This window comes from Pseudonocardia terrae (assembly GCF_021343995.1).
GTDB lineage: Bacteria > Actinomycetota > Actinomycetes > Mycobacteriales > Pseudonocardiaceae > Pseudonocardia > Pseudonocardia terrae.
In genome coordinates, this window is record NZ_JAJTTE010000064.1 from 20,100 (window position 1) to 37,038 (window position 16,939).

Genomic DNA, 16,939 nt, shown 5'->3' on the forward strand with positions numbered 1-16,939 from the left:
TCCGCGATGAGCTGGGTGGACGTCGCGGTCGTCGTCCTCGCCCTCATCGCGGCCGTGTCCGGGTGGCGGCACGGGATGGCGGTCGCGCTGCTGTCCTTCATCGGCGTGCTCGGCGGCGCGATCATCGGGGTGCGGGTGGCCCCGCTGCTGGTCGCGGACATCCAGGCGCAGACCACGCGGATCATCGTGAGCATCGTCGTGGTGGTGCTGCTGGTCGCGCTCGGCGAGACCCTCGGCGTGTACCTGGGCCGCAAGATCCGCGACCGGATCCGCGGCGAGCGCTTCCTCGCCGTCGACTCCACGCTCGGGGCGATCCTCCAGGGCGTCACGGTCGTGCTCGCCGCGTGGCTGGTGGCGCTGCCGCTGGCCTCGGCGAGCTTCCCGGGCCTGGCCTCCAGCGTGCGCCAGTCCGAGGTGCTCAAGGGCGTCGACTCGGTGATGCCGGACCAGGCCCGCGCGCTGCCCGCCGAGCTGCGCACGCTGCTGGACCGCTCCGGCTTCCCGGACGTCCTGAGCCCCTTCCAGGCCACGCCGATCCAGCAGGTCGGGCCGCCGGACCCGGCGCTGCTGAACCTGCCGGTCGTGTCCGAGGTGCGCGGCAGCGTGCTCAAGGTGCACGGCCGCGCCCCGTCCTGCCAGCGACAGCTGGAGGGCACCGGGTTCGTGGTCGCCCCGCAGCGGGTCATGACGAACGCGCACGTCGTCGCCGGGACCACGGACACCACGGTCGAGGTCACGACGTCGTCGAACCGCATCCGCCAGCTCGACGCGCGGGTGGTCAGCTACGACCCGGAGATCGACGTCGCGGTGCTGGCCGTGCCGGGCCTCGACGCCGACCCGCTGCACTTCGCGCCGGCGCCGGCGACCCCGGGGGACGACTCGATCATCCTCGGCTACCCGCTCGACGGCCCGTACACGATCTCGGCCGGCAAGGTGCGCGACCGCATCCAGCTGCGCGGCCCGGACATCTACGACGCCAACACCGTGACCCGGGACGTCTACACGGTCCGCGCCAAGGTCCAGTCCGGGAACTCCGGCGGCCCGATGATCGCGCCGGACGGCGAGGTACTGGGCGTGGTGTTCGGCGCGGCGCTCGACGACTCCGAGACCGGCTTCGTGCTCACGGCCCAGCAGGTCGCCCAGGCCCTCGGCAGCGCACCGGGGCTCACCCGCTCCGTCGACACCGGGTCCTGCGCGGCATGACCGCGGGAAACGGGGTGCCCGAGGGCTTCGAGCTCCTGCCGACCTCGGCGTTCGTCGAACACCTCGGCGGGCTCTACCACCGCCCGGACGGGCCCGGGCACGTCTTCGGGATGCGGGTCGGCCCGGAGCACGCGAACGTCCGCGGCCGGGCGCACGGCGGGTTCCTGGCCACGGCGGTCGACGTGGCCGCCTCCCGTGGCGCCCGCGCCGCGATGGCCGACGGGTCCGGCGTCAGCACCATGACGATGACGCTGGACTACCTGGCGCCCGTCGACGTGGGCGACTGGATCGAGCTGGTCACGTCGGTCGACCGGATCGGCGGGCGGACGGTGTTCACCACGTGCCGGGTCACCGCGGGCGACCGGCTGGTCGCCCGCGGCTCGGTGATCCTGGCGCGGGTCAGACCTCGCGAGTGATCGTCTGGTCGCGGCCCGGGCCGACGCCGATGGCCGAGACCGGCGCGCCCGTCAGCTCCTCGATGCGGTGCACGTAGTCGCGCGCGGCGGCCGGCAGGTCGTCGAACTCCCGGACGCCGGAGATGTCCTCGAACCAGCCGGGCAGCTCCTCGTACACCGGCACGGCGTGGTGGATGTCCGTCTGGGTCATCGGCATGTCGTCGACGCGCTTGCCGTCGACCTCGTAGGCCACGCAGATCGGCACCCGCTCGAGCGAGGACAGCACGTCGAGCTTGGTGAGGAAAAAGTCCGTGATGCCGTTGACCCGCTGGGCGTAGCGGCCGATCACGGCGTCGAACCAGCCGCAGCGCCGCGGGCGCCCGGTGGTCACGCCGACCTCGCCGCCGGTCTTGCGCAGGAACTCCCCCGAGGCGTCGAACAGCTCGGTGGGGAAGGGGCCGGAGCCGACGCGCGTCGTGTACGCCTTGAGGATCCCGATGACCCGGTCGATCCGGTTCGGCCCGATGCCCGACCCGACCGCGGCGCCGCCGGCCGTGGGGTTCGAGCTGGTCACGAAGGGGTAGGTGCCGTGGTCGACGTCGAGCAGTGTGCCCTGCGAGCCCTCCAGCAGGATGGTCTCGCCCGCCTCGAGCGCCTGGTTGAGCAGCAGCCGGGTGTCGGCGATGCGGTGCTTGAAGCCCTCGGCCTGCGCCAGCACGGTGTCCACGACGTCGCCCGGGTCGAGCGCCCGCCGGTTGTAGACCTTGACCAGCACCTGGTTCTTGAAGTCCAGCGCCGCCTCGACCTTCTGGTGCAGGATCTTCTCGTCGAGCACGTCCGCGACCCGGACGCCGACGCGGGCCACCTTGTCCTGGTACGCGGGGCCGATGCCGCGGCCCGTGGTGCCGATCTTGGCCTTGCCCAGGAAGCGCTCGGTCACCTTGTCGATGGCCACGTGGTACGGCATGATCAAGTGCGCGTCCGCGCTGATCATCAGGCCGGTGGTGTCCACGCCCCGGCTCTCGAGGCCCTTGAGCTCGTCGAGCAGCACGCCGGGGTCCACGACCACGCCGTTGCCGATCACGTTCTTGGCCCCGGGGGTGAGGATGCCCGAGGGGATGAGGTGCAGGGCGAAGTCCTGCCCGTCGGGCAGCACGACCGTGTGGCCGGCGTTGTTGCCGCCCTGGTAGCGCACGACCCACTGCACGGACCCGCCGAGCAGGTCGGTGGCCTTGCCCTTGCCCTCGTCGCCCCACTGGGCACCGATCAGCACGATCGCCGGCATGTGAAACTCCAGTCCTGGCTTGCGGCGGGAGGGTAACCGATCAGGTGGCTTCGATCGATCAGGAACTGGTGCTGCTGACCTGTGGCGACAGGCCGGTGCGCCGTTTCCCGTTCCACGGTAGCCGCCCGGCGGCGCGGCTCGGACGGGTGCCCGGTGTGCTGGCCCACGTCCCGGCGGTCGCGCTGCCGGCGCGGCCCGGCAAGGACGACGTGGATCCGGTGCTGAAGGAGCGGGAACCGCGGCGGGTGATCGTCCACGGCGACGACGCCGACCTCGCATCCGTGCTGGTCAGGCTCCTGCGCCGGGACCTGCTCCACGTCGAGGTGGCGTTCGTGCCCGCGGTGCGGCGTTCGGCCGCGGCGCTCGCCTGGGAGCTCCCGCGCGACGCGGCGGCCCTCGCCCTGGACGGCCCGGCTCGGCCCACGCCCCTCATCCGGGACGACGCCGGCGGGGTGCTCGTCGGCCGCGGCGTACTGCGGGACGTGGAGGGCGAGGCGTACTGCGACAACTCGCTGGTGCTGCGCGGGCGGGTGCGCCGGCTCGTCGCCGTGCCCGGGCCCGGGGGCGTATCGGCGCTGCCCGGCAAGGGCGTGCGGGCGGCCACCGGGCGGGCCCTGCAGATCGGCTCCACGGGCGCCCGGGTGGAGGTCGAGGGCGTGCCGCACCCGCGGCCCGCGCCGCGCTGGACCTGGTACCGCCACACCGCGGACTGGCTGCTCGTGCGTCCCTGACCTACGACTCGGCCCGGTTCGCCACCGACCGCGCGGGCGCGTCGGCTGCCGCGGTCGGTCGTGTACGAGAAGGGCGAGAGCAGGAGCGGGGCGTGGCGGTGGCCCCGCGCAGGCACGCGAGGGCCCGGCGGCGCGGTTGCCGCCGGGCCCCGCCGTGCTCAGGAGTCCGCGAACCGGCAGTGCAGGTCCTGCTGTGGCACTGTGAGGTTCACCAGGTAGCCGACGACGGCGGAGTCGACGCAGGAGTTGCCCTGCAGCGCCGCCGTGTGCCGGGTCCCCTCGACCGTGACCAGACGCGACCCGAGCGCGGCGGCCAGGTCGACACCCGCCTGGTACGGCGTGGCGGGGTCACCCGTCGTCGAGATCACCATCGTCGGCGGCAGGCCCTCCGCGTGCGGGAGGTGCGGCTGCGAGGTCGGCGTGACCGGCAGCATCGCGCAGGTGTCGAGCGCGCCGTCGCCGGCCGGCAGGCCGGAGTCCGCGAACGGGGCCACCTCGGCGGTCCGCCGCTCCAGCTCCACGCGCTGCGCCCGGTCCGTCATCCGGTCGCCGTCGACGCAGTTCACGACCATGAGCGCCTCCTGGTCGTTGCGGTAGCTGCCGTTCGGGCGGCGGTCGTAGTAGCGGTCGGCCGCCGTCATCAGCGCGGTGCCGTCCCCGGCTCGCAGCGCCACGAGCGCCTTCGACAGGTCCGGCCACTCCGCCGGGTCGTACAGCGAGGCGACCACGGCGATCACGGCGTCGGAGTAGGACAGCGTGCGCCCGTCGGACACTGCCACCGGGTGGTCGACCAGCGGCCGGGTCAGGGCCTGGAACTCCGCGGTCGTCCGGGCCGGGTCGGCGCCCAGCGGGCACCCGTCGTGCCGCGTGCAGTCCGCGGCGTAGGCGTCGAAGGCCTTCTGGAAGCCCGCCATCTGCGCAATCGAGGCCTCGGCCCTGGTCTGGCGCGGGTCGACCGCGCCGTCGAGCACCATGGCGCGGACGTTCCCGGGGAACATCTCCGCGTAGGTCGCGCCGATGCGGGTGCCGTAGGAGTAGCCGAGGTAGGTCAGCTTCTGGTCGCCCAGCGCCGCCCGCAGGACGTCCAGGTCGCGGGCCACGTCACGGGTGCCGGCGTTGGCCAGCACGTCCGCCCCGCCGGACCGCTGCACGCAGTGTTCGGCCATCTGCCGGGCCTTGTCCTCGGTAGCGGCCGTCCCCTCGGCGAGCGCCTGGCGGGGCGGCTCGGCCCGGACGGCGTCCCACTCGGCGTCGGTGGTGCAGTCGATGGCCGGCGTGCTCTTCCCGACCCCCCGCGGGTCGAACCCGACGATGTCGAACGGACCGCCGCCACCCCCCTTCGCGAAGGCCGCCGCCAGGTCCACCCCCGAGCCGCCCGGACCGCCCGGGTTGAGCACGAGCGCACCGATGCGGTCGTGGCCGGCCGGCATCCGGAGCACCGCGATCTCCGCCGTCCGCCCGTCCGGCTTCGTGTAGTCGAGCGGCACGGTGAGCCGGGCGCACTGCAGGCCCGGAGTGGCGAAGAGCTCGCGCTCGTGGTCGTCGTCGGCGAGCGGGAGGCACGGACCCCACGCGAGCACCTGTGTGTAGAAGGGTTCGAGTGCCGCCGGCGGTGTGGCCGGCGCCGCCACGACGGGCACCGGTGCCGGTACGGGCGTCGGTGCCGTGAGCAGCATGCCGGGAATCGCGCACGACGAGAGCACCGCCGCCCCCGCCGCGGCGAGCACGGCGACCACCGCCCGGCGCGCACCCCTGGTTCTCCTGGTCCCCACTGTCCTTCCTCCCCGATCCGCGGAGCCCGGCCACGGGGCCCCGCGGCGGGTCCAGCGGAGGATGGGCGCACCGGGGTGACCCGGACGAGGGAGCACGCACCCGAACCGGCGGGGGCGGACCCGACGGCCGGAGTGGGGTCGGCCCCGGTCACGCAGGTCGCCGGGTCAACGCGGCGAACGCGTGGTGCGGCGCGCCAGCACGGCGAGCTCCCCGAGGTCGGCGCCGGTCTCCTTCTCGACCCACCGACCGTCGAGCGCGCCGCAGTCGACGCCGCGCAGCAGGAACCCGGAGAGCGCCGTGGCCGTGGCGGGCTCGTCGAGGAACCCGGAGTCGGTGCGCTCCCGATAGGCGCGCAGCCGGGACACGGCGGAGTCGGCCGCGCCGCGGAAGAAGGCGAAGACCGCCGTGAACCGGCTGGGCAGCTGCGCCGGGTGCAGGTCCCATCCCTGGTAGAAGCCCCGTTCGAGGGAGCGGCGGACGAGCCGGCCGTGCAGGGTCCAGGCCGCGCGCACCGCCTCCGGGGTGCCGACCGGCATGACGTTGGTGGACCCGTCGGAGAGCCGCACCCCGGTCCCCGCCGCCGCCACCTGCATCACCGCCTTGGCGTGGTCGGCCGCCGGATGCTCCATGCTCTGGTACGCCGCGGCGATGCCCAGCGAGGCGGAGTAGTCGTAGGTGCCGTAGTGCAGACCGGCGCAGCGGCCCTCGCCGGCGGCGATCATGCCGGGCAGCGGCGAGGCGCCGTCGAGCCCGATCACGGTCTGCGGGGTCTCGACCTGGATCTCGAAGCGCAGGGTGCCGGCGGGCAGGCCGTGGGCCTCCTCGAGCGCGTCGAGCACCGCGACGAGCGCGGTGACCTGAGCGGACGCGGTGACCTTCGGGAGCGTGACCACGAACCCCGCGGGCACGCCGCCGCGGGCGGCCAACTCGGCCACGAACGCGCTCAGGGTGCGGAGGCCGCGCCGGCGGGTCGCCGCCTCCAGGCTGCGGAACCGGATCCCGGTGAACGGCGGCGCGATCCCGGCGTCGACGGCGGCGACCAGCTCCGCGGCCGCGCGGCGGACCTCGGCGTCCTCCTCGGTGTCGGGCCGCACGCCGTAGCCGTCCTCGAAGTCGATCCGCAGGTCCTCGATCGGCTCGGTGACGAGCTTGTCCCGCACCCGGGTGCGCAGTGCGTCGGCCGCCGCGGCCGGGACACCCCAGCACGCGGCCAGCTCGGCCTGGCCGGGCGCGTGGGCGTCGAACACCTCGCAGGCGGTGGCCCCCCACGCCGCGGACACGGACCGGTCGAACCGGTCCGCCGGCACGTAGACCGTGTGCACGGGCTGCCGGCTCCCGATGTCGCCGGGATAGGCGGCCGCGAGCACGGCGTCGACCGGGGCGAGGTCGCGGTCGACCGCGGTCGCCAGTTCCTCGGCGAGATCCGTCATGGACGGATCCTGCCCTACCCGGGGTCGGTCACACCGGACGGAACGGGGTGATCCTTCCCGGTCGGTGAGCCGGACACGCGGTGGTCACGCAGCCGCGGCCTCGCCGGGGCGGCGGTGGTAGCGGTCGACGTACTCCTGGCCGCTCAGGTCGGCGATGGCGTCCATGATCTCGTCGGTGACCGCACGGCGGATCGCGGCGGAGCCCTCCAGGCCGTCGTACCGGCTGAAGTCCAGGGCCCGGCCGAAGCGGACCTCGACCCGGGCCACGCGCGGCAGTTTCTTCCCCACGGGCTGCACCTTCTCGGTGCCCACGAGCCCGACGGGCACCACGACGGCGCCGGTGGACAGCGCCAGCGACGCGACGCCGGTGTGCCCACGGTGCAGCCGGCCGTCGAGCGAGCGGGTCCCCTCCGGGTAGATCCCGAAGGTGCCGCCCGCCCGCAGGACCGTCCGGCCCGCCTCCAGCGCGGCGAGCCCGGCCTTGGCGTTGGCCCGGTCGACCGGGACGTAGCCCAGCGCGCCGAGGAAGCGCCCCATCAGGCGGCTCTTGAGGCTGCGCGAGGTGAAGTACTCGGCCTTGGCGAGGAAGGCCACCGGCCGCGGCGTGACCAGCGGGATCACGGCCGTGTCGACGGCCGCACGATGGTTCGCGGCGAAGATCACCGGCCCGTGCGGCGGGACGTTCTGCACCCCCTGCACCCGCGGCCGCCAGATCATCCGCACCAGCGGCGCCAGCACCCACCTGATCAGGAACTGCATCGCTCTTCGATCCTCCCCCGGACCCGGCCGGACGCACCCCGCCGTCGTCCGGAGCAGTGTCGCGCACCCATTGTGACGCCCAGGTCACCGCTCTGGAACGTACTCAGGACGTGACGTCGGCGGTTCCGCCACGTGAGGGAGGCCGCGCGGAAATGTGCGGGTACGGCTAGGGAACGGCCCGGAACCAGTCGTTCGCGGCGGGCCGGAACATCATGATCAGGGCGGTGAGGACAGCCGCCACGTGGACCGCGCGCAGGACGCCGATGACGATCGTCGGGCCGTCGGCGGCCGCGAGGAACTCCGGCACCGCGCCACCCCCGGCGAGCCACCGCAGCGGCTCGACGACCAGCGAGGCCGTGCCGAGCAGACCCATCAACAGCGCGACCGCCCACCGCACCGCGTCGCGCCCGGAGTACAGCCCGAGGACGAGCCCGGCCAGGCCGAGGTAGATCGCGAAGCGGACGGCGAGGGCCACGAGGCCGGGCGGCTCCGGCGTCGCGAGCCGGACGAGGGTCCCGGCGACCCCGCAGCCGAGGGCGGTGAACCAGAGCGCGACGGCGAGGGTGACCGCCGGGGGTGCCGTCCGGGTGGTGGTGGTCATGCTCCGGAGGCTTCTCCTCCGACGGCCCCCGGTCCGCCCGGCCGGCCCCCGAGCCCGGGGTGGGGACGGCCCCACCCGCAGCAGTAATCACCTCGTCTGGACGCAGGGAGTCGCATTCCGACCTTCCCCGTCCAGGACCGGTGATCACCGACCGGGCCACCGGCATGATCGCTTGTCCTGGACGGGGGGAGTCGATTCCCGACCTTCTCCGTCCAGGACCGGTGATCACGGCCAACCTTTGGCAGCCGCTTCCCCGCCATGATCACCCTTCCTGGACGCGGGGAGTCGATTTCCACCCTTCCTCGTCCACGATCGGCGATCACCGACCTCCGGCGGGCCGCTTCCCGCCATGATCGCCGGTCGTGGATGCGGGGAGTCGACTTCCACCCTTCCTCGTCCACGATCGGCGATCACCGACCGGGCCGCCGGCATGATCGCTCGTTCTGGACAGGGAGGGTCGAGCTTCGACCGTCCCCTCCACAAGTGACGATCATGCTCAGGGGAAGCTCCCTCTCCGCAGCCGGCGCCTGATCCGACGAGGCCGCTGAGCTGCGACGATCGACCTGCCGAATCCTGCGGGCCGTTAATCGGTTGCGCGGGCGGGGTGCCGTGGGCGAGAGTGATCGCATCATGGAGCTCTGACACCACCCTGCGCCCGCGGCCGCGGCACGAGCCCGGCGGGCGCGAGATCCCGATCTTCCCCGGTGGTGTCGTCATGCCCGCTCCCTCTGCGCTGCTCGCCCAGGACCTCGTCCGCACGCTCGGCACCCGCCGCGTGCTCGACGGCGTGTCCCTCACCGCCGCCCCCGGCCGACGGATCGGCCTGATCGGCGAGAACGGGGCCGGCAAGTCCACGCTGTTGCGACTGCTCGCCGGCGCCGACGAACCCGACGGCGGCACCGTCACGCGGCCGTCGGACCTGGGGCTCCTCCACCAGGAGATGCCGTACGACCCGGCGTCCACCGTCGCCGACGTCGTCGACGACGCCCTGCGCGAGGCTCGCACGGACCTCGCGGAGCTGGACCGGATCGGCCGCGCCCTCACCGAGGCACCCGACGACACCGACCTCCTCGCCGCTTACGGCGAGCGCCTGGAGTCGGCCGAGCGGCACGCCGCGTGGGACGCCGACCGGCGGGCCGAGCTCGTCCTCGTCGGGCTGGGCCTGGGTGGGGTCGGGCACGACCGCGCGCTCGGCACCCTGTCCGGCGGCCAGCGCGGGCGGCTCACGCTGGCCGCGCTGCTGCTCCGCCGGCCCGCGGCGCTGCTCCTCGACGAGCCCACCAACCACCTCGACGACGCCGCTGCGGCCTTCCTCGAGGAGGAGCTGCGCGGGATGCCGGGGGCCGTCGTGGTCGCGAGCCACGACCGGGCGTTCCTCGACGCCGTGTGCACGGACGTCGTCGACCTGGACCCGGCGCTCGACGGGCCGACCCGGTACGGCGGCACCTACACCGACTACCTCGCGGAGAAGCGCGCCGAGCGGGAGCGCTGGGAGCGACGCTTCGCCGAGGAGCAGGAGGAGCTCGCGGAGCTGCGGCACTCGGTCGCGGTGACCTCGCGGCGGGTCGCGCACGACCGGGCGATGCCCGACCGGGACAAGATGGGCTACGGCCGGCGCTCGCAGCGCATCGAGCGGCAGGTGTCGAGCCGGGTCCGGGCCGCGACCCGGCGGCTCGAAGAGCTCGAGCGGGACCAGGTGCGCCGCCCGCCGGCGCCGCTGCGGTTCCGCGCGCCGGCACTGGCCGCGGCGTCGGGCGACGGGATCCTGGTCGCCCTCCGCGGGATCCGCGAGCCCGGGCGGCTCGCGCTCGAGCGGCTCGACGTGACTGCGGACGACCGGCTGCTCGTCACCGGGCCGAACGGGGCGGGCAAGTCCACCCTCCTCGCCGTGCTGGCCGGGTCGCTCGACGCGGAGGGCGAGATCAGGCGGCGCCGGCGGCTGCGGGTCGGGCTGCTCGCCCAGGACAGCGTGTTCGCCGATCCGGACCGCACCGTGCGCGAGACCTGGGAGCGCACGCTGGGTCCCGAGCGCGCCGAGGCGGTGCCGCTGGTGTCGCTCGGCCTGGTCGCGCCACGGGACCTGGGCGCCCGCGTCGGCGAGCTGTCGGTCGGGCAGCGCCGGAGGCTCGCGCTGGCGCTGCTGATCGCCGACCCTCCCCAGCTCCTGCTGCTCGACGAGCCCACCAACCACCTCTCGCCCCGGCTCTCCGACGAGCTGGAGGAGGCTCTGGGCACGGGGCCCGGCGCCGTCGTCGTCGCCTCGCACGACCGCTGGCTGCGCCGCCGCTGGGCGGGCCGGGAGCTGGCGCTGCGCGCCCCGTGAGCGGGACGTGGCGCTTCACCGCCACGTCCCGCGCTTGCCGGATCTAACGCCCGGCGCTCAGCCGCAGCCGGGCGCGCCGCCACGTCCAGGGTGCAGCGGTCAGGACACACCCAGCGCCGCGGCGGCCGCAGGGTCGGAGTCGGCGAGGAAGCCGCGGATCCGCTCCACCTCGTCCGTCTCGCCGATCGCCCCGGCGGCGCGCATGAGCGCGCCCAGCGCACGCAGGAACCCCTGGTTCGGCTCGTGCGACCACGGGATCGGGCCGAAGCCCTTCCAGCCGTTGCGGCGCAGCTGGTCCAGCCCGCGGTGGTAGCCGGTGCGGGCGTAGGCGTACGCGGCCACGGTGTGCTTCTCCGCCAGGGCGTTCTCGGCGAGGGTGGCCCAGGCGATCGACGACGCGGGGTTGGCCGCCGCGACGTCGGCCGGGTCCTCACCCGCGGCCAGCGCGGCCGCGGCGGGGTCGACGGGCAGGCGCGTGGGCTCGGGGCCCAGCAGGTTGCCGTGCAGACTCATGCGCCCATCCTGCCCGTCGACGACCCGGGTGATCCGGCCGGGCTCAGCCCGCCAGGGACTTGCCCGCGGACTTCAGCGACTCGCAGGCCTCGACGACGCGCTCGGACATCGCGACCTCGGCCTTCTTGCCGTAGGAGCGCGGGTCGTAGGTCTTCTTGTTGCCGACCTCGCCGTCGACCTTCAGCACGCCGTCGTAGTTCTCGAACATGTGCGCGGCGATCGGCCGGGTGTAGGCGTACTGGGTGTCCGTGTCGACGTTCATCTTCACGACGCCGTAGCTCAGCGCCTCGTGGATCTCCTCCAGCAGCGAGCCGGAGCCGCCGTGGAACACCAGGTCGAACGGCTTCGAGCCCTCCGCCAGGCCCAGCTTGGCCGAGGCGACCTGCTGGCCCTCCTTGAGGATCTCCGGGCGCAGCTTGACGTTGCCCGGCTTGTAGACGCCGTGCACGTTGCCGAAGGTCGCGGCCAGCAGGTAGCGGCCCTTGTCGCCGGCGCCGAGGGCCTCCACGGTGCGCTCGTAGTCCCCGGGCGCGGTGTAGAGCTTCTCGTTGATGTCGTTGGCGACGCCGTCCTCCTCGCCGCCGACCACCCCGATCTCGATCTCGAGGATGATCTTGGCCTTGGCCGCCCCCTCGAGCAGGTCGGCCGCGATCTTGAGGTTCTCCTCGAGCTCGACCGCGGAGCCGTCCCACATGTGCGACTGGAAGAGCGGGTTCCCGCCCTTGGCCACGCGCTCCTGGCTGATCGCGATCAGCGGGCGGACGAAGCCGTCGAGCTTGTCCTTCGGGCAGTGGTCCGTGTGCAGCGCCACGTTGACCGGGTACGAGTCCGCGACCACGTGCGCGAACTCGGCGAGCGCGGTGGCGCCGGTCACCATGTTCTTCACCCGGGTGCCGGAGAGGAACTCGGCGCCACCCGTCGAGACCTGCACGATGCCGTCGCTGCCCGCCTCGGCGAAGCCGCGCAGGGCCGCGTGCAGCGTCTCGGAGCTGGTCACATTGATGGCCGGATAGGCATACTCCCCGCTCTTGGCCTTGTCCAGCATCTCGTTGTAGATCTCGGGGCTGGCGATCGGCATCTGAAGTGCCCTCCTCGGGTCCGCGTGGATTCGCCGCCAGTATCACGCACGGGCGCCGAGGCGCCGAACGACGAATCTCACCCCCGATATGGTGGCCCCTGTGGGGGCTGGAGCACACCCGGTGGACACCGGTGGTTACGAGAGCACGGTCGAGCGCACCCTGAGCAGGCTGCGCCGGATCGACTCGCGCCCCGACCCGGCGGTTGCCGCTCCGCCGCCGCAGGCGCCGGGCAGCCCGCTCACCCTCGCGGACCTCTACCGCGACCACCGGATGCGGCTGGTCCGGCTCGCCGTGCTGCTCGTCGACGAGCCGGCCACCGCCGAGGACGTCGTGCAGGAGGCCTTCGCAGGGCTGCACCGGCACTGGGCCGGGCTGCGCGACGAGGCCGCGGCCGTCGGGTACCTGCGCACCGCCGTCGTCAACGGGTCCCGGTCGGTGCTGCGCCGGCGCCGCACCGCCCGCGAGTACGTGGCCCCGCACCAGGTCAACGCCCGCTCCGCCGAGTCGCTGGCGATGCTCTCGGCCGAGCACCAGGCCGTCGTCGACGCCCTGGCCACCCTGCCCCCACGGCAGCGCGAGGTCCTCGTGTTGCGCTACTACGGCGGCCTGTCGGAGGCCGAGATCGCCGAGGCCGCCGGGATCACCCGCGGCACCGTCAAGTCGACGGCGAGCCGCGCGCTCGACGCGGTGGCCCGTGTCATGGCCGAACGGTCCGGGGGAAGATAGGCCCGGGAGGACATCGACGATGAACCCGTACGTGAACCCGGAACCGGCCGTCGACCCCGGTCGCCGGCTGGCCGAGGCGCTGCACGCGCAGGCCGTCTCGTCCGCCTCCGCGCCGGTCGGGCAGCCGGCGGCGCCCGCCGCCCGGCCGTCCCCGCGGCCGCGGGCCGACGCCGCCCTGCGCAGGCAGATCGTGTGGGCGCTCGTGATCGCACTGCTCGCCGGCCTGGTGCTGGGCGCGGGGATCGGGCTCGTCTCGCTGCTGTTCCCCGGGGTCCTCCCCACGGTCGGCTGAGGGGACCCACAGGGACGCCCGGTACCGTCGGCGCCGTGACCCACACGCTTGCCCTGGGCCCCGAATGGTTGAAGCCCGACGTCATCATCGGCTGGCTCGGCCCCTGGGCGCTGCTGGGCCTGGCGCTCATCATCTTCGCCGAATGCGGTCTGTTGCTGGGGTTCTTCCTCCCGGGTGACTCCCTGCTGTTCACCGCTGGCCTGTTCGTGGCGACGGGGGCCATCCGCACGCCCTTGTGGGTGGTCTGCCTGCTGCTGGTGGTCGCGGCCTTGGTCGGCAACGCGTGCGGCTACGGCATCGGGCGCAAGGCCGGGCCCGCGATCTTCGACAAGCCGAAGAGCAAACTGTTCAAACCGGAACACGTCGCGAAGACCCAGGAGTTCTTCGACCGGTACGGCAACCGCGCGATCGTCCTCGGCCGTTTCGTGCCCATCGTCCGCACGTTCATCACCGTGATGGCCGGCGTCGGGAAGATGGAGGCCAAGCGCTACCTCATGTACTCGCTGATCGGGGGCGTGGCCTGGGCCGCCGGCGTGACGGTGCTCGGCTACTTCCTCGGCCAGATCGAGTTCGTGCGGAACAACATCGAGCTGATGCTGGTCCTCATCGTCGTGATCTCGATCGTGCCGATCGCGATCGAGTTCCTGCGGGCCCGGCGGCAGGGCCGCGGGGCCGCCGAGAGGACCGGTGCCACCGGCGCCGGCGCGGCCGAGGGGTACGACCCGGACGCCACGACCCGCATCCCGGTCGTGCGGCCCGACGAGCGCCCGCCCGGCCACCGTCGCTGATCGGAGGGGGAGCACGTGCGACAGACCGTCCTGGCCCTCGACCCGCTCGGCTCGGCCGGGCCGGTCACGGTCTGGATCGTCGTCCTCGCGTTCGTGTTCCTCGAGTGCGCGTTCGTCATCGGGCTGTTCCTGCCCGGCGACTCGCTGCTCGTCGCCGCGGGCGTGGTGCTCGCCGCCCACCACCACGAGGTCTCCGCCTGGCTGCTCTCGGCCGCCGCCGTGATCGTCGCGGTGGCCGGCAACCAGGTCGGCTACCTCGTCGGCCGCTACACGGGGAACCGGATCAAGGTCCGCAAGGGCGGGAAGATCCTCACCCGGGAGAACCTCGACCGGGCCGGCCGGTTCCTCGACCGCTGGGGCTTCTGGTCGATCGTCGTGGCCCGCTGGGTGCCGTGGGTGCGCACGCTCGCCCCGGCCATCGCCGGCGCCGCGCGGATGGACAACCGGAAGTTCCTGCTGGCCAACCTGGTCGGCGCCGTCGTGTGGGTGCCCACCCTGCTGATGCTCGGCTACTACGCCGCGGGCCTGCTCGACCGCATCCCGTGGGTGCGGCACGTGGCCGTGGTCGCGGCCATCGCCTTCTTCGTGGTCGGCACGGCCGTCGGGGTCGTCCGGTACGTCATGGAGGTCCGCAAGCCGGTCGACGACGGGGCGCAGGTCGATACCCGGGCCGCCAGGGGGGCCGACACGGGGGTCGACACGGCGGCGGTCGAGCGGCCCTGACCCGTCCGCGTCAGGCCGTGCCGGCCCGCTCCAGCCGGGCCGCCGCCTCCAGCAGCATCCAGCCCGAGAGCTGCACGGACAGGTCCCCCTCCGGCGCCCCGGCGGCGGGCCGGCGGGCCCGCCGGCGCCAGTCGTGGGCGAAGGCCGGGCCGGCGACGGTGTCCGCGCGGTTCTCCCACACCGACTCCGCGCTGGCCAGCACCAGGTCGCGGGCGTGCGGCAGCTCGGGCCGCCGGACCGCCGCGTCGGCCAGGTAGCGGGCGAGGATCCCGTTGAACAGGCCGCCGTCGCCGCCGTCGTCGTAACCGCCGATCACCCCGCTCGGCTCCGCGAGCCCCCGCGCCGTCGCCGCGAGCACCGCGGCGGCCCGCTCGCGCCAGCGCGCGTCGCCCTCCCGCTGCGCCAGCTCCACGCAGGCGCCGAGGTACACCCCCTGGCAGTACGTGTACGTGGTGGCCACGACCTCGCGGACCGCGCCCTCGGCGTCGAGCCGGACACCGTCGCGGACCAGGCCCGAGGCCGGGTCGACGAGCGTGGCGGCCATCCAGTCGGTGAGCGCGGCGGCGGTGGCCAGGTCGTCCGGCGACCCGGTGCGGGCGAGGAGGATCGCCGCCGGGCCGTTGGCCGGGGCGTTCTTGAAGTCGTCGCCGCGACGCCACCAGATCCCGCCGCCGCCCGCCGGCGTGTGCGCGGCGCGGATCCGCGCGGTGACGGCGTCGAGCGCGCCCCGGCGGCTCCGCACCCGCACCCCGGCCCGCTGGACGGCCAGGCCGAACCAGGCGATGTCGTCGTAGTAGTCGTTGGTCCAGCGGCCGAGGTTGCGCACCCGCACGCCGCGCACCATCCCCCCGATCGCCGCGGCGCGCCGCAGCTCCGGCGCCCGGACCTGGGCGTCGACGAGGCAGTCGAGCAGGTGGGCTTGCCACCAGTAGTGCCACGGCCCGACGAGCGCCCGGGCGCGCTCGCGCGGCGCGGAGGGGCGTGGGCTGCGAATCCGGCCGATCCGGGTGGCCGGCAGCGCCCCGCCGACGCGATGCAGGTAGCGACGCGTGACCGCGCGTTCCGCGGCGGCCGCCCGGTCCGTCCACAGGCTCGTCATCACGGCGATCATCGCAGAGATTTTCTGTCGGGGGTCGGGCCTACCGTCCGCGGCATGAACCCCGAGATCCCGTCCGAGATCCCCTCCGAGCTGGTCCACCGCGTCGACCAGTACGAGGCCTGGCAGCGCGAGACGATCCGCCGGCACGGCTGGGCGTTGCAGGCCGTGCTGGGGGACGAGGAGGGCCCGCCCTTCGTGTACACGGTCGGGCTGTCGGGCTTCGACCATCCGGAGCTGATCGTGTTCGCGGTCGACCAGGCCACGGCGGCGCGGGCGCTCAACCGGCTGGGTGAGTACGTCCGGCTCGGCGGGCTGCTCGGCCCGGGGGACACGGTGGGCCTGCCCGAGGGCCTGGTCAGCCTGCTCGCCTTCCCCGACTCGGCGGACTGGCTGCTGGGCGCGAACCGGCTCTACCGGATGCCGGGCGGGCCACCGGTCGAGGCGCTGCTCGTCGTCCCCGAGGACGGCTACGCCGAGGAGGCCGGGGAGGACCTGCCCTGCCGGTTCTGCGGGTGAGGGGCCCGTGGCGGCCGGATCAGTGGCTGGATTCGAGGGCTCCCCGTCGTTGACGCCATCTCTGGGGGAGCCCGACCGGGGGGTCATGACCCACGGATCCGGCCGCCGGCGCGTGGTGGTCCCCCTCTTCGACGGCATCCAGCCGCTCGACGTCGTGGGGCCGGACGTGGCACAGAGCGTGGCGCCCGAGCTGGTGCTGCCGGTCCGCCGCGCGGGCGGGCAGAGCCAGTACGCCAGCCCGGTCTGGGCGCCGCCGGCACCGCGGCCGTCCGTACGTGCGGCGCAGGACATCGTGCACGCCGAACCGTCCGCGGACCTGCGGGTACCCGCGCTCGCCGCCCGGGTCGGGATGAGCGAGCGGCACTTCGCCCGCGAGTTCACCCGCCTCGTGGGGACCCCGCCCGGGGTGTACGTCGAGCGGGTCCGGGTCGAGGCGGCCCGCGGCCTGCTCGAGTCGGGCGGGCTCACCGCCACCGCGGTCGCCTCGCGGGCCGGGTTCGGCTCGACCGAGACCATGCGCCGCGCCCTTCTCCGCCGGCTCGGGGTGGCGCCCGACCACTACCGGCGCCGCTTCGCCGACCGGCCCGGGGTCGCCGGGAACTGACCCCACCCGCCTGCCGGCCCCTGCCCGTCCTGTCCTGCTCAGCTCTGTCCTGCTCAGCTCTGTCCTGCTCAGCTCTGTCCTGCTCAGCTCTGTCCTGCT

Annotated in this window: 18 protein-coding genes; 10 read left to right on the top strand and 8 right to left on the bottom strand. The window is 74.2% G+C overall.

Annotated elements, in window-relative coordinates:
- Nucleotides 1-6 precede the first annotated feature (6 nt).
- Nucleotides 7-1,203 carry a MarP family serine protease gene (locus tag LWC33_RS29680; RefSeq protein ID WP_233307997.1) on the top strand — a complete coding sequence of 399 codons (1,197 nt, stop codon included), beginning with the start codon at nt 7-9 and terminating at the stop codon, nt 1,201-1,203.
- Entirely contained in the window at nt 1,200-1,619 is a 420-nt protein-coding gene (locus tag LWC33_RS29685) for a PaaI family thioesterase (RefSeq protein ID WP_233307998.1), read from the top strand. Before LWC33_RS29680 ends, LWC33_RS29685 begins: the two co-directional genes overlap by 4 nt.
- On the opposite strand, the gene LWC33_RS29690 is transcribed toward LWC33_RS29685, so the two are convergent.
- The gene (locus tag LWC33_RS29690; RefSeq protein WP_233307999.1) at nt 1,603-2,883 is read right to left on the bottom strand and encodes an adenylosuccinate synthase; all 1,281 of its coding nucleotides are present in this window, start codon (nt 2,881-2,883) and stop codon (nt 1,603-1,605) included. The genes LWC33_RS29685 and LWC33_RS29690 overlap by 17 nt on opposite strands.
- A gap of 44 nt (nt 2,884-2,927) precedes the next feature.
- Here LWC33_RS29690 and LWC33_RS29695 point away from each other — a divergent pair, with 44 nt between their 5' ends.
- Nucleotides 2,928-3,614 carry a hypothetical protein gene (locus LWC33_RS29695; protein WP_233308000.1) on the top strand — a complete coding sequence of 229 codons (687 nt, stop codon included), beginning with the start codon at nt 2,928-2,930 and terminating at the stop codon, nt 3,612-3,614.
- A 158-nt stretch (nt 3,615-3,772) separates the two neighbouring features.
- Here the strand turns inward: LWC33_RS29695 and LWC33_RS29700 are convergent, their stop codons facing one another.
- The 4 genes from LWC33_RS29700 to LWC33_RS29715 form a co-directional block, all read right to left on the bottom strand.
- Nucleotides 3,773-5,386, bottom strand: coding sequence for an alpha/beta hydrolase (locus LWC33_RS29700; protein ID WP_233308001.1), 1,614 nt, complete (start codon nt 5,384-5,386; stop codon nt 3,773-3,775).
- Nucleotides 5,387-5,551: 165 nt separating this feature from the next.
- Nucleotides 5,552-6,817 carry a DUF6986 family protein gene (locus LWC33_RS29705; RefSeq protein WP_233308002.1) on the bottom strand — a complete coding sequence of 422 codons (1,266 nt, stop codon included), beginning with the start codon at nt 6,815-6,817 and terminating at the stop codon, nt 5,552-5,554.
- An 84-nt stretch (nt 6,818-6,901) separates the two neighbouring features.
- On the bottom strand, nt 6,902-7,576 hold the full coding sequence (locus LWC33_RS29710; protein WP_233308003.1) for a lysophospholipid acyltransferase family protein: 675 nt from the start codon (nt 7,574-7,576) through the stop codon (nt 6,902-6,904).
- Between the two features lie 166 nt (nt 7,577-7,742).
- Entirely contained in the window at nt 7,743-8,177 is a 435-nt protein-coding gene (locus LWC33_RS29715) for a hypothetical protein (protein WP_233308004.1), read from the bottom strand.
- A gap of 715 nt (nt 8,178-8,892) precedes the next feature.
- Here LWC33_RS29715 and LWC33_RS29720 point away from each other — a divergent pair.
- Entirely contained in the window at nt 8,893-10,500 is a 1,608-nt protein-coding gene (locus LWC33_RS29720; RefSeq protein WP_233308005.1) for an ABC-F family ATP-binding cassette domain-containing protein, read from the top strand.
- A gap of 99 nt (nt 10,501-10,599) precedes the next feature.
- Here the strand turns inward: LWC33_RS29720 and LWC33_RS29725 are convergent, their stop codons facing one another.
- The gene (locus tag LWC33_RS29725; protein WP_233308006.1) at nt 10,600-11,013 is read right to left on the bottom strand and encodes a DUF3151 domain-containing protein; all 414 of its coding nucleotides are present in this window, start codon (nt 11,011-11,013) and stop codon (nt 10,600-10,602) included.
- A 43-nt stretch (nt 11,014-11,056) separates the two neighbouring features.
- Nucleotides 11,057-12,091, bottom strand: a complete 1,035-nt coding sequence (fbaA, locus tag LWC33_RS29730) for a class II fructose-bisphosphate aldolase (RefSeq protein ID WP_233308007.1) — start codon at nt 12,089-12,091, stop codon at nt 11,057-11,059.
- A 100-nt stretch (nt 12,092-12,191) separates the two neighbouring features.
- On the opposite strand from fbaA, the gene LWC33_RS29735 reads away from it, so the two are divergent.
- Genes LWC33_RS29735 through LWC33_RS29750 form a run of 4 tightly spaced genes read left to right on the top strand, consistent with a single transcriptional unit; the run spans nt 12,192 to nt 14,621 of the window.
- The gene (locus tag LWC33_RS29735; RefSeq protein WP_233308008.1) at nt 12,192-12,818 is read left to right on the top strand and encodes a SigE family RNA polymerase sigma factor; all 627 of its coding nucleotides are present in this window, start codon (nt 12,192-12,194) and stop codon (nt 12,816-12,818) included.
- Between the two features lie 19 nt (nt 12,819-12,837).
- Nucleotides 12,838-13,110: a hypothetical protein gene (locus LWC33_RS29740; RefSeq protein WP_233308009.1), complete on the top strand. Its 273-nt coding sequence runs from the start codon at nt 12,838-12,840 to the stop codon at nt 13,108-13,110.
- Between the two features lie 35 nt (nt 13,111-13,145).
- Nucleotides 13,146-13,898, top strand: a complete 753-nt coding sequence (locus LWC33_RS29745; protein WP_233308010.1) for a DedA family protein — start codon at nt 13,146-13,148, stop codon at nt 13,896-13,898.
- A 15-nt stretch (nt 13,899-13,913) separates the two neighbouring features.
- Nucleotides 13,914-14,621, top strand: coding sequence for a DedA family protein (locus LWC33_RS29750; protein ID WP_233308011.1), 708 nt, complete (start codon nt 13,914-13,916; stop codon nt 14,619-14,621).
- Nucleotides 14,622-14,631: 10 nt separating this feature from the next.
- On the opposite strand, the gene LWC33_RS29755 is transcribed toward LWC33_RS29750, so the two are convergent.
- Nucleotides 14,632-15,720, bottom strand: coding sequence for a glycoside hydrolase family 76 protein (locus LWC33_RS29755; protein ID WP_233308012.1), 1,089 nt, complete (start codon nt 15,718-15,720; stop codon nt 14,632-14,634).
- A 54-nt stretch (nt 15,721-15,774) separates the two neighbouring features.
- Here LWC33_RS29755 and LWC33_RS29760 point away from each other — a divergent pair, with 54 nt between their 5' ends.
- Together LWC33_RS29760 and LWC33_RS29765 are read left to right on the top strand one after the other, a co-directional pair.
- Nucleotides 15,775-16,236, top strand: a complete 462-nt coding sequence (locus LWC33_RS29760; RefSeq protein WP_233308013.1) for a DUF4262 domain-containing protein — start codon at nt 15,775-15,777, stop codon at nt 16,234-16,236.
- Between the two features lie 85 nt (nt 16,237-16,321).
- On the top strand, nt 16,322-16,840 hold the full coding sequence (locus LWC33_RS29765) for a helix-turn-helix domain-containing protein (protein ID WP_233308014.1): 519 nt from the start codon (nt 16,322-16,324) through the stop codon (nt 16,838-16,840).
- Nucleotides 16,841-16,939: the final 99 nt, after the last annotated feature.

What these genes read in the sequence shown, in the direction of transcription:
- LWC33_RS29680 (WP_233307997.1), top strand. Translation starts at nt 7, where the DNA reads ATGAGCTGGGTGGACGTCGCGGTCGTCGTCCTCGCCCTCATCGCGGCC.
- LWC33_RS29685 (WP_233307998.1), top strand. Translation starts at nt 1,200, where the DNA reads ATGACCGCGGGAAACGGGGTGCCCGAGGGCTTCGAGCTCCTGCCGACC.
- LWC33_RS29690 (WP_233307999.1), bottom strand. Translation starts at nt 2,883, where the DNA reads ATGCCGGCGATCGTGCTGATCGGTGCCCAGTGGGGCGACGAGGGCAAG.
- LWC33_RS29705 (WP_233308002.1), bottom strand. Translation starts at nt 6,817, where the DNA reads ATGACGGATCTCGCCGAGGAACTGGCGACCGCGGTCGACCGCGACCTC.
- LWC33_RS29710 (WP_233308003.1), bottom strand. Translation starts at nt 7,576, where the DNA reads ATGCAGTTCCTGATCAGGTGGGTGCTGGCGCCGCTGGTGCGGATGATC.
- LWC33_RS29715 (WP_233308004.1), bottom strand. Translation starts at nt 8,177, where the DNA reads ATGACCACCACCACCCGGACGGCACCCCCGGCGGTCACCCTCGCCGTC.
- LWC33_RS29720 (WP_233308005.1), top strand. Translation starts at nt 8,893, where the DNA reads ATGCCCGCTCCCTCTGCGCTGCTCGCCCAGGACCTCGTCCGCACGCTC.
- LWC33_RS29725 (WP_233308006.1), bottom strand. Translation starts at nt 11,013, where the DNA reads ATGAGTCTGCACGGCAACCTGCTGGGCCCCGAGCCCACGCGCCTGCCC.
- fbaA (WP_233308007.1), bottom strand. Translation starts at nt 12,091, where the DNA reads ATGCCGATCGCCAGCCCCGAGATCTACAACGAGATGCTGGACAAGGCC.
- LWC33_RS29740 (WP_233308009.1), top strand. Translation starts at nt 12,838, where the DNA reads ATGAACCCGTACGTGAACCCGGAACCGGCCGTCGACCCCGGTCGCCGG.
- LWC33_RS29755 (WP_233308012.1), bottom strand. Translation starts at nt 15,720, where the DNA reads ATGACGAGCCTGTGGACGGACCGGGCGGCCGCCGCGGAACGCGCGGTC.
- LWC33_RS29760 (WP_233308013.1), top strand. Translation starts at nt 15,775, where the DNA reads ATGAACCCCGAGATCCCGTCCGAGATCCCCTCCGAGCTGGTCCACCGC.
- LWC33_RS29765 (WP_233308014.1), top strand. Translation starts at nt 16,322, where the DNA reads ATGACCCACGGATCCGGCCGCCGGCGCGTGGTGGTCCCCCTCTTCGAC.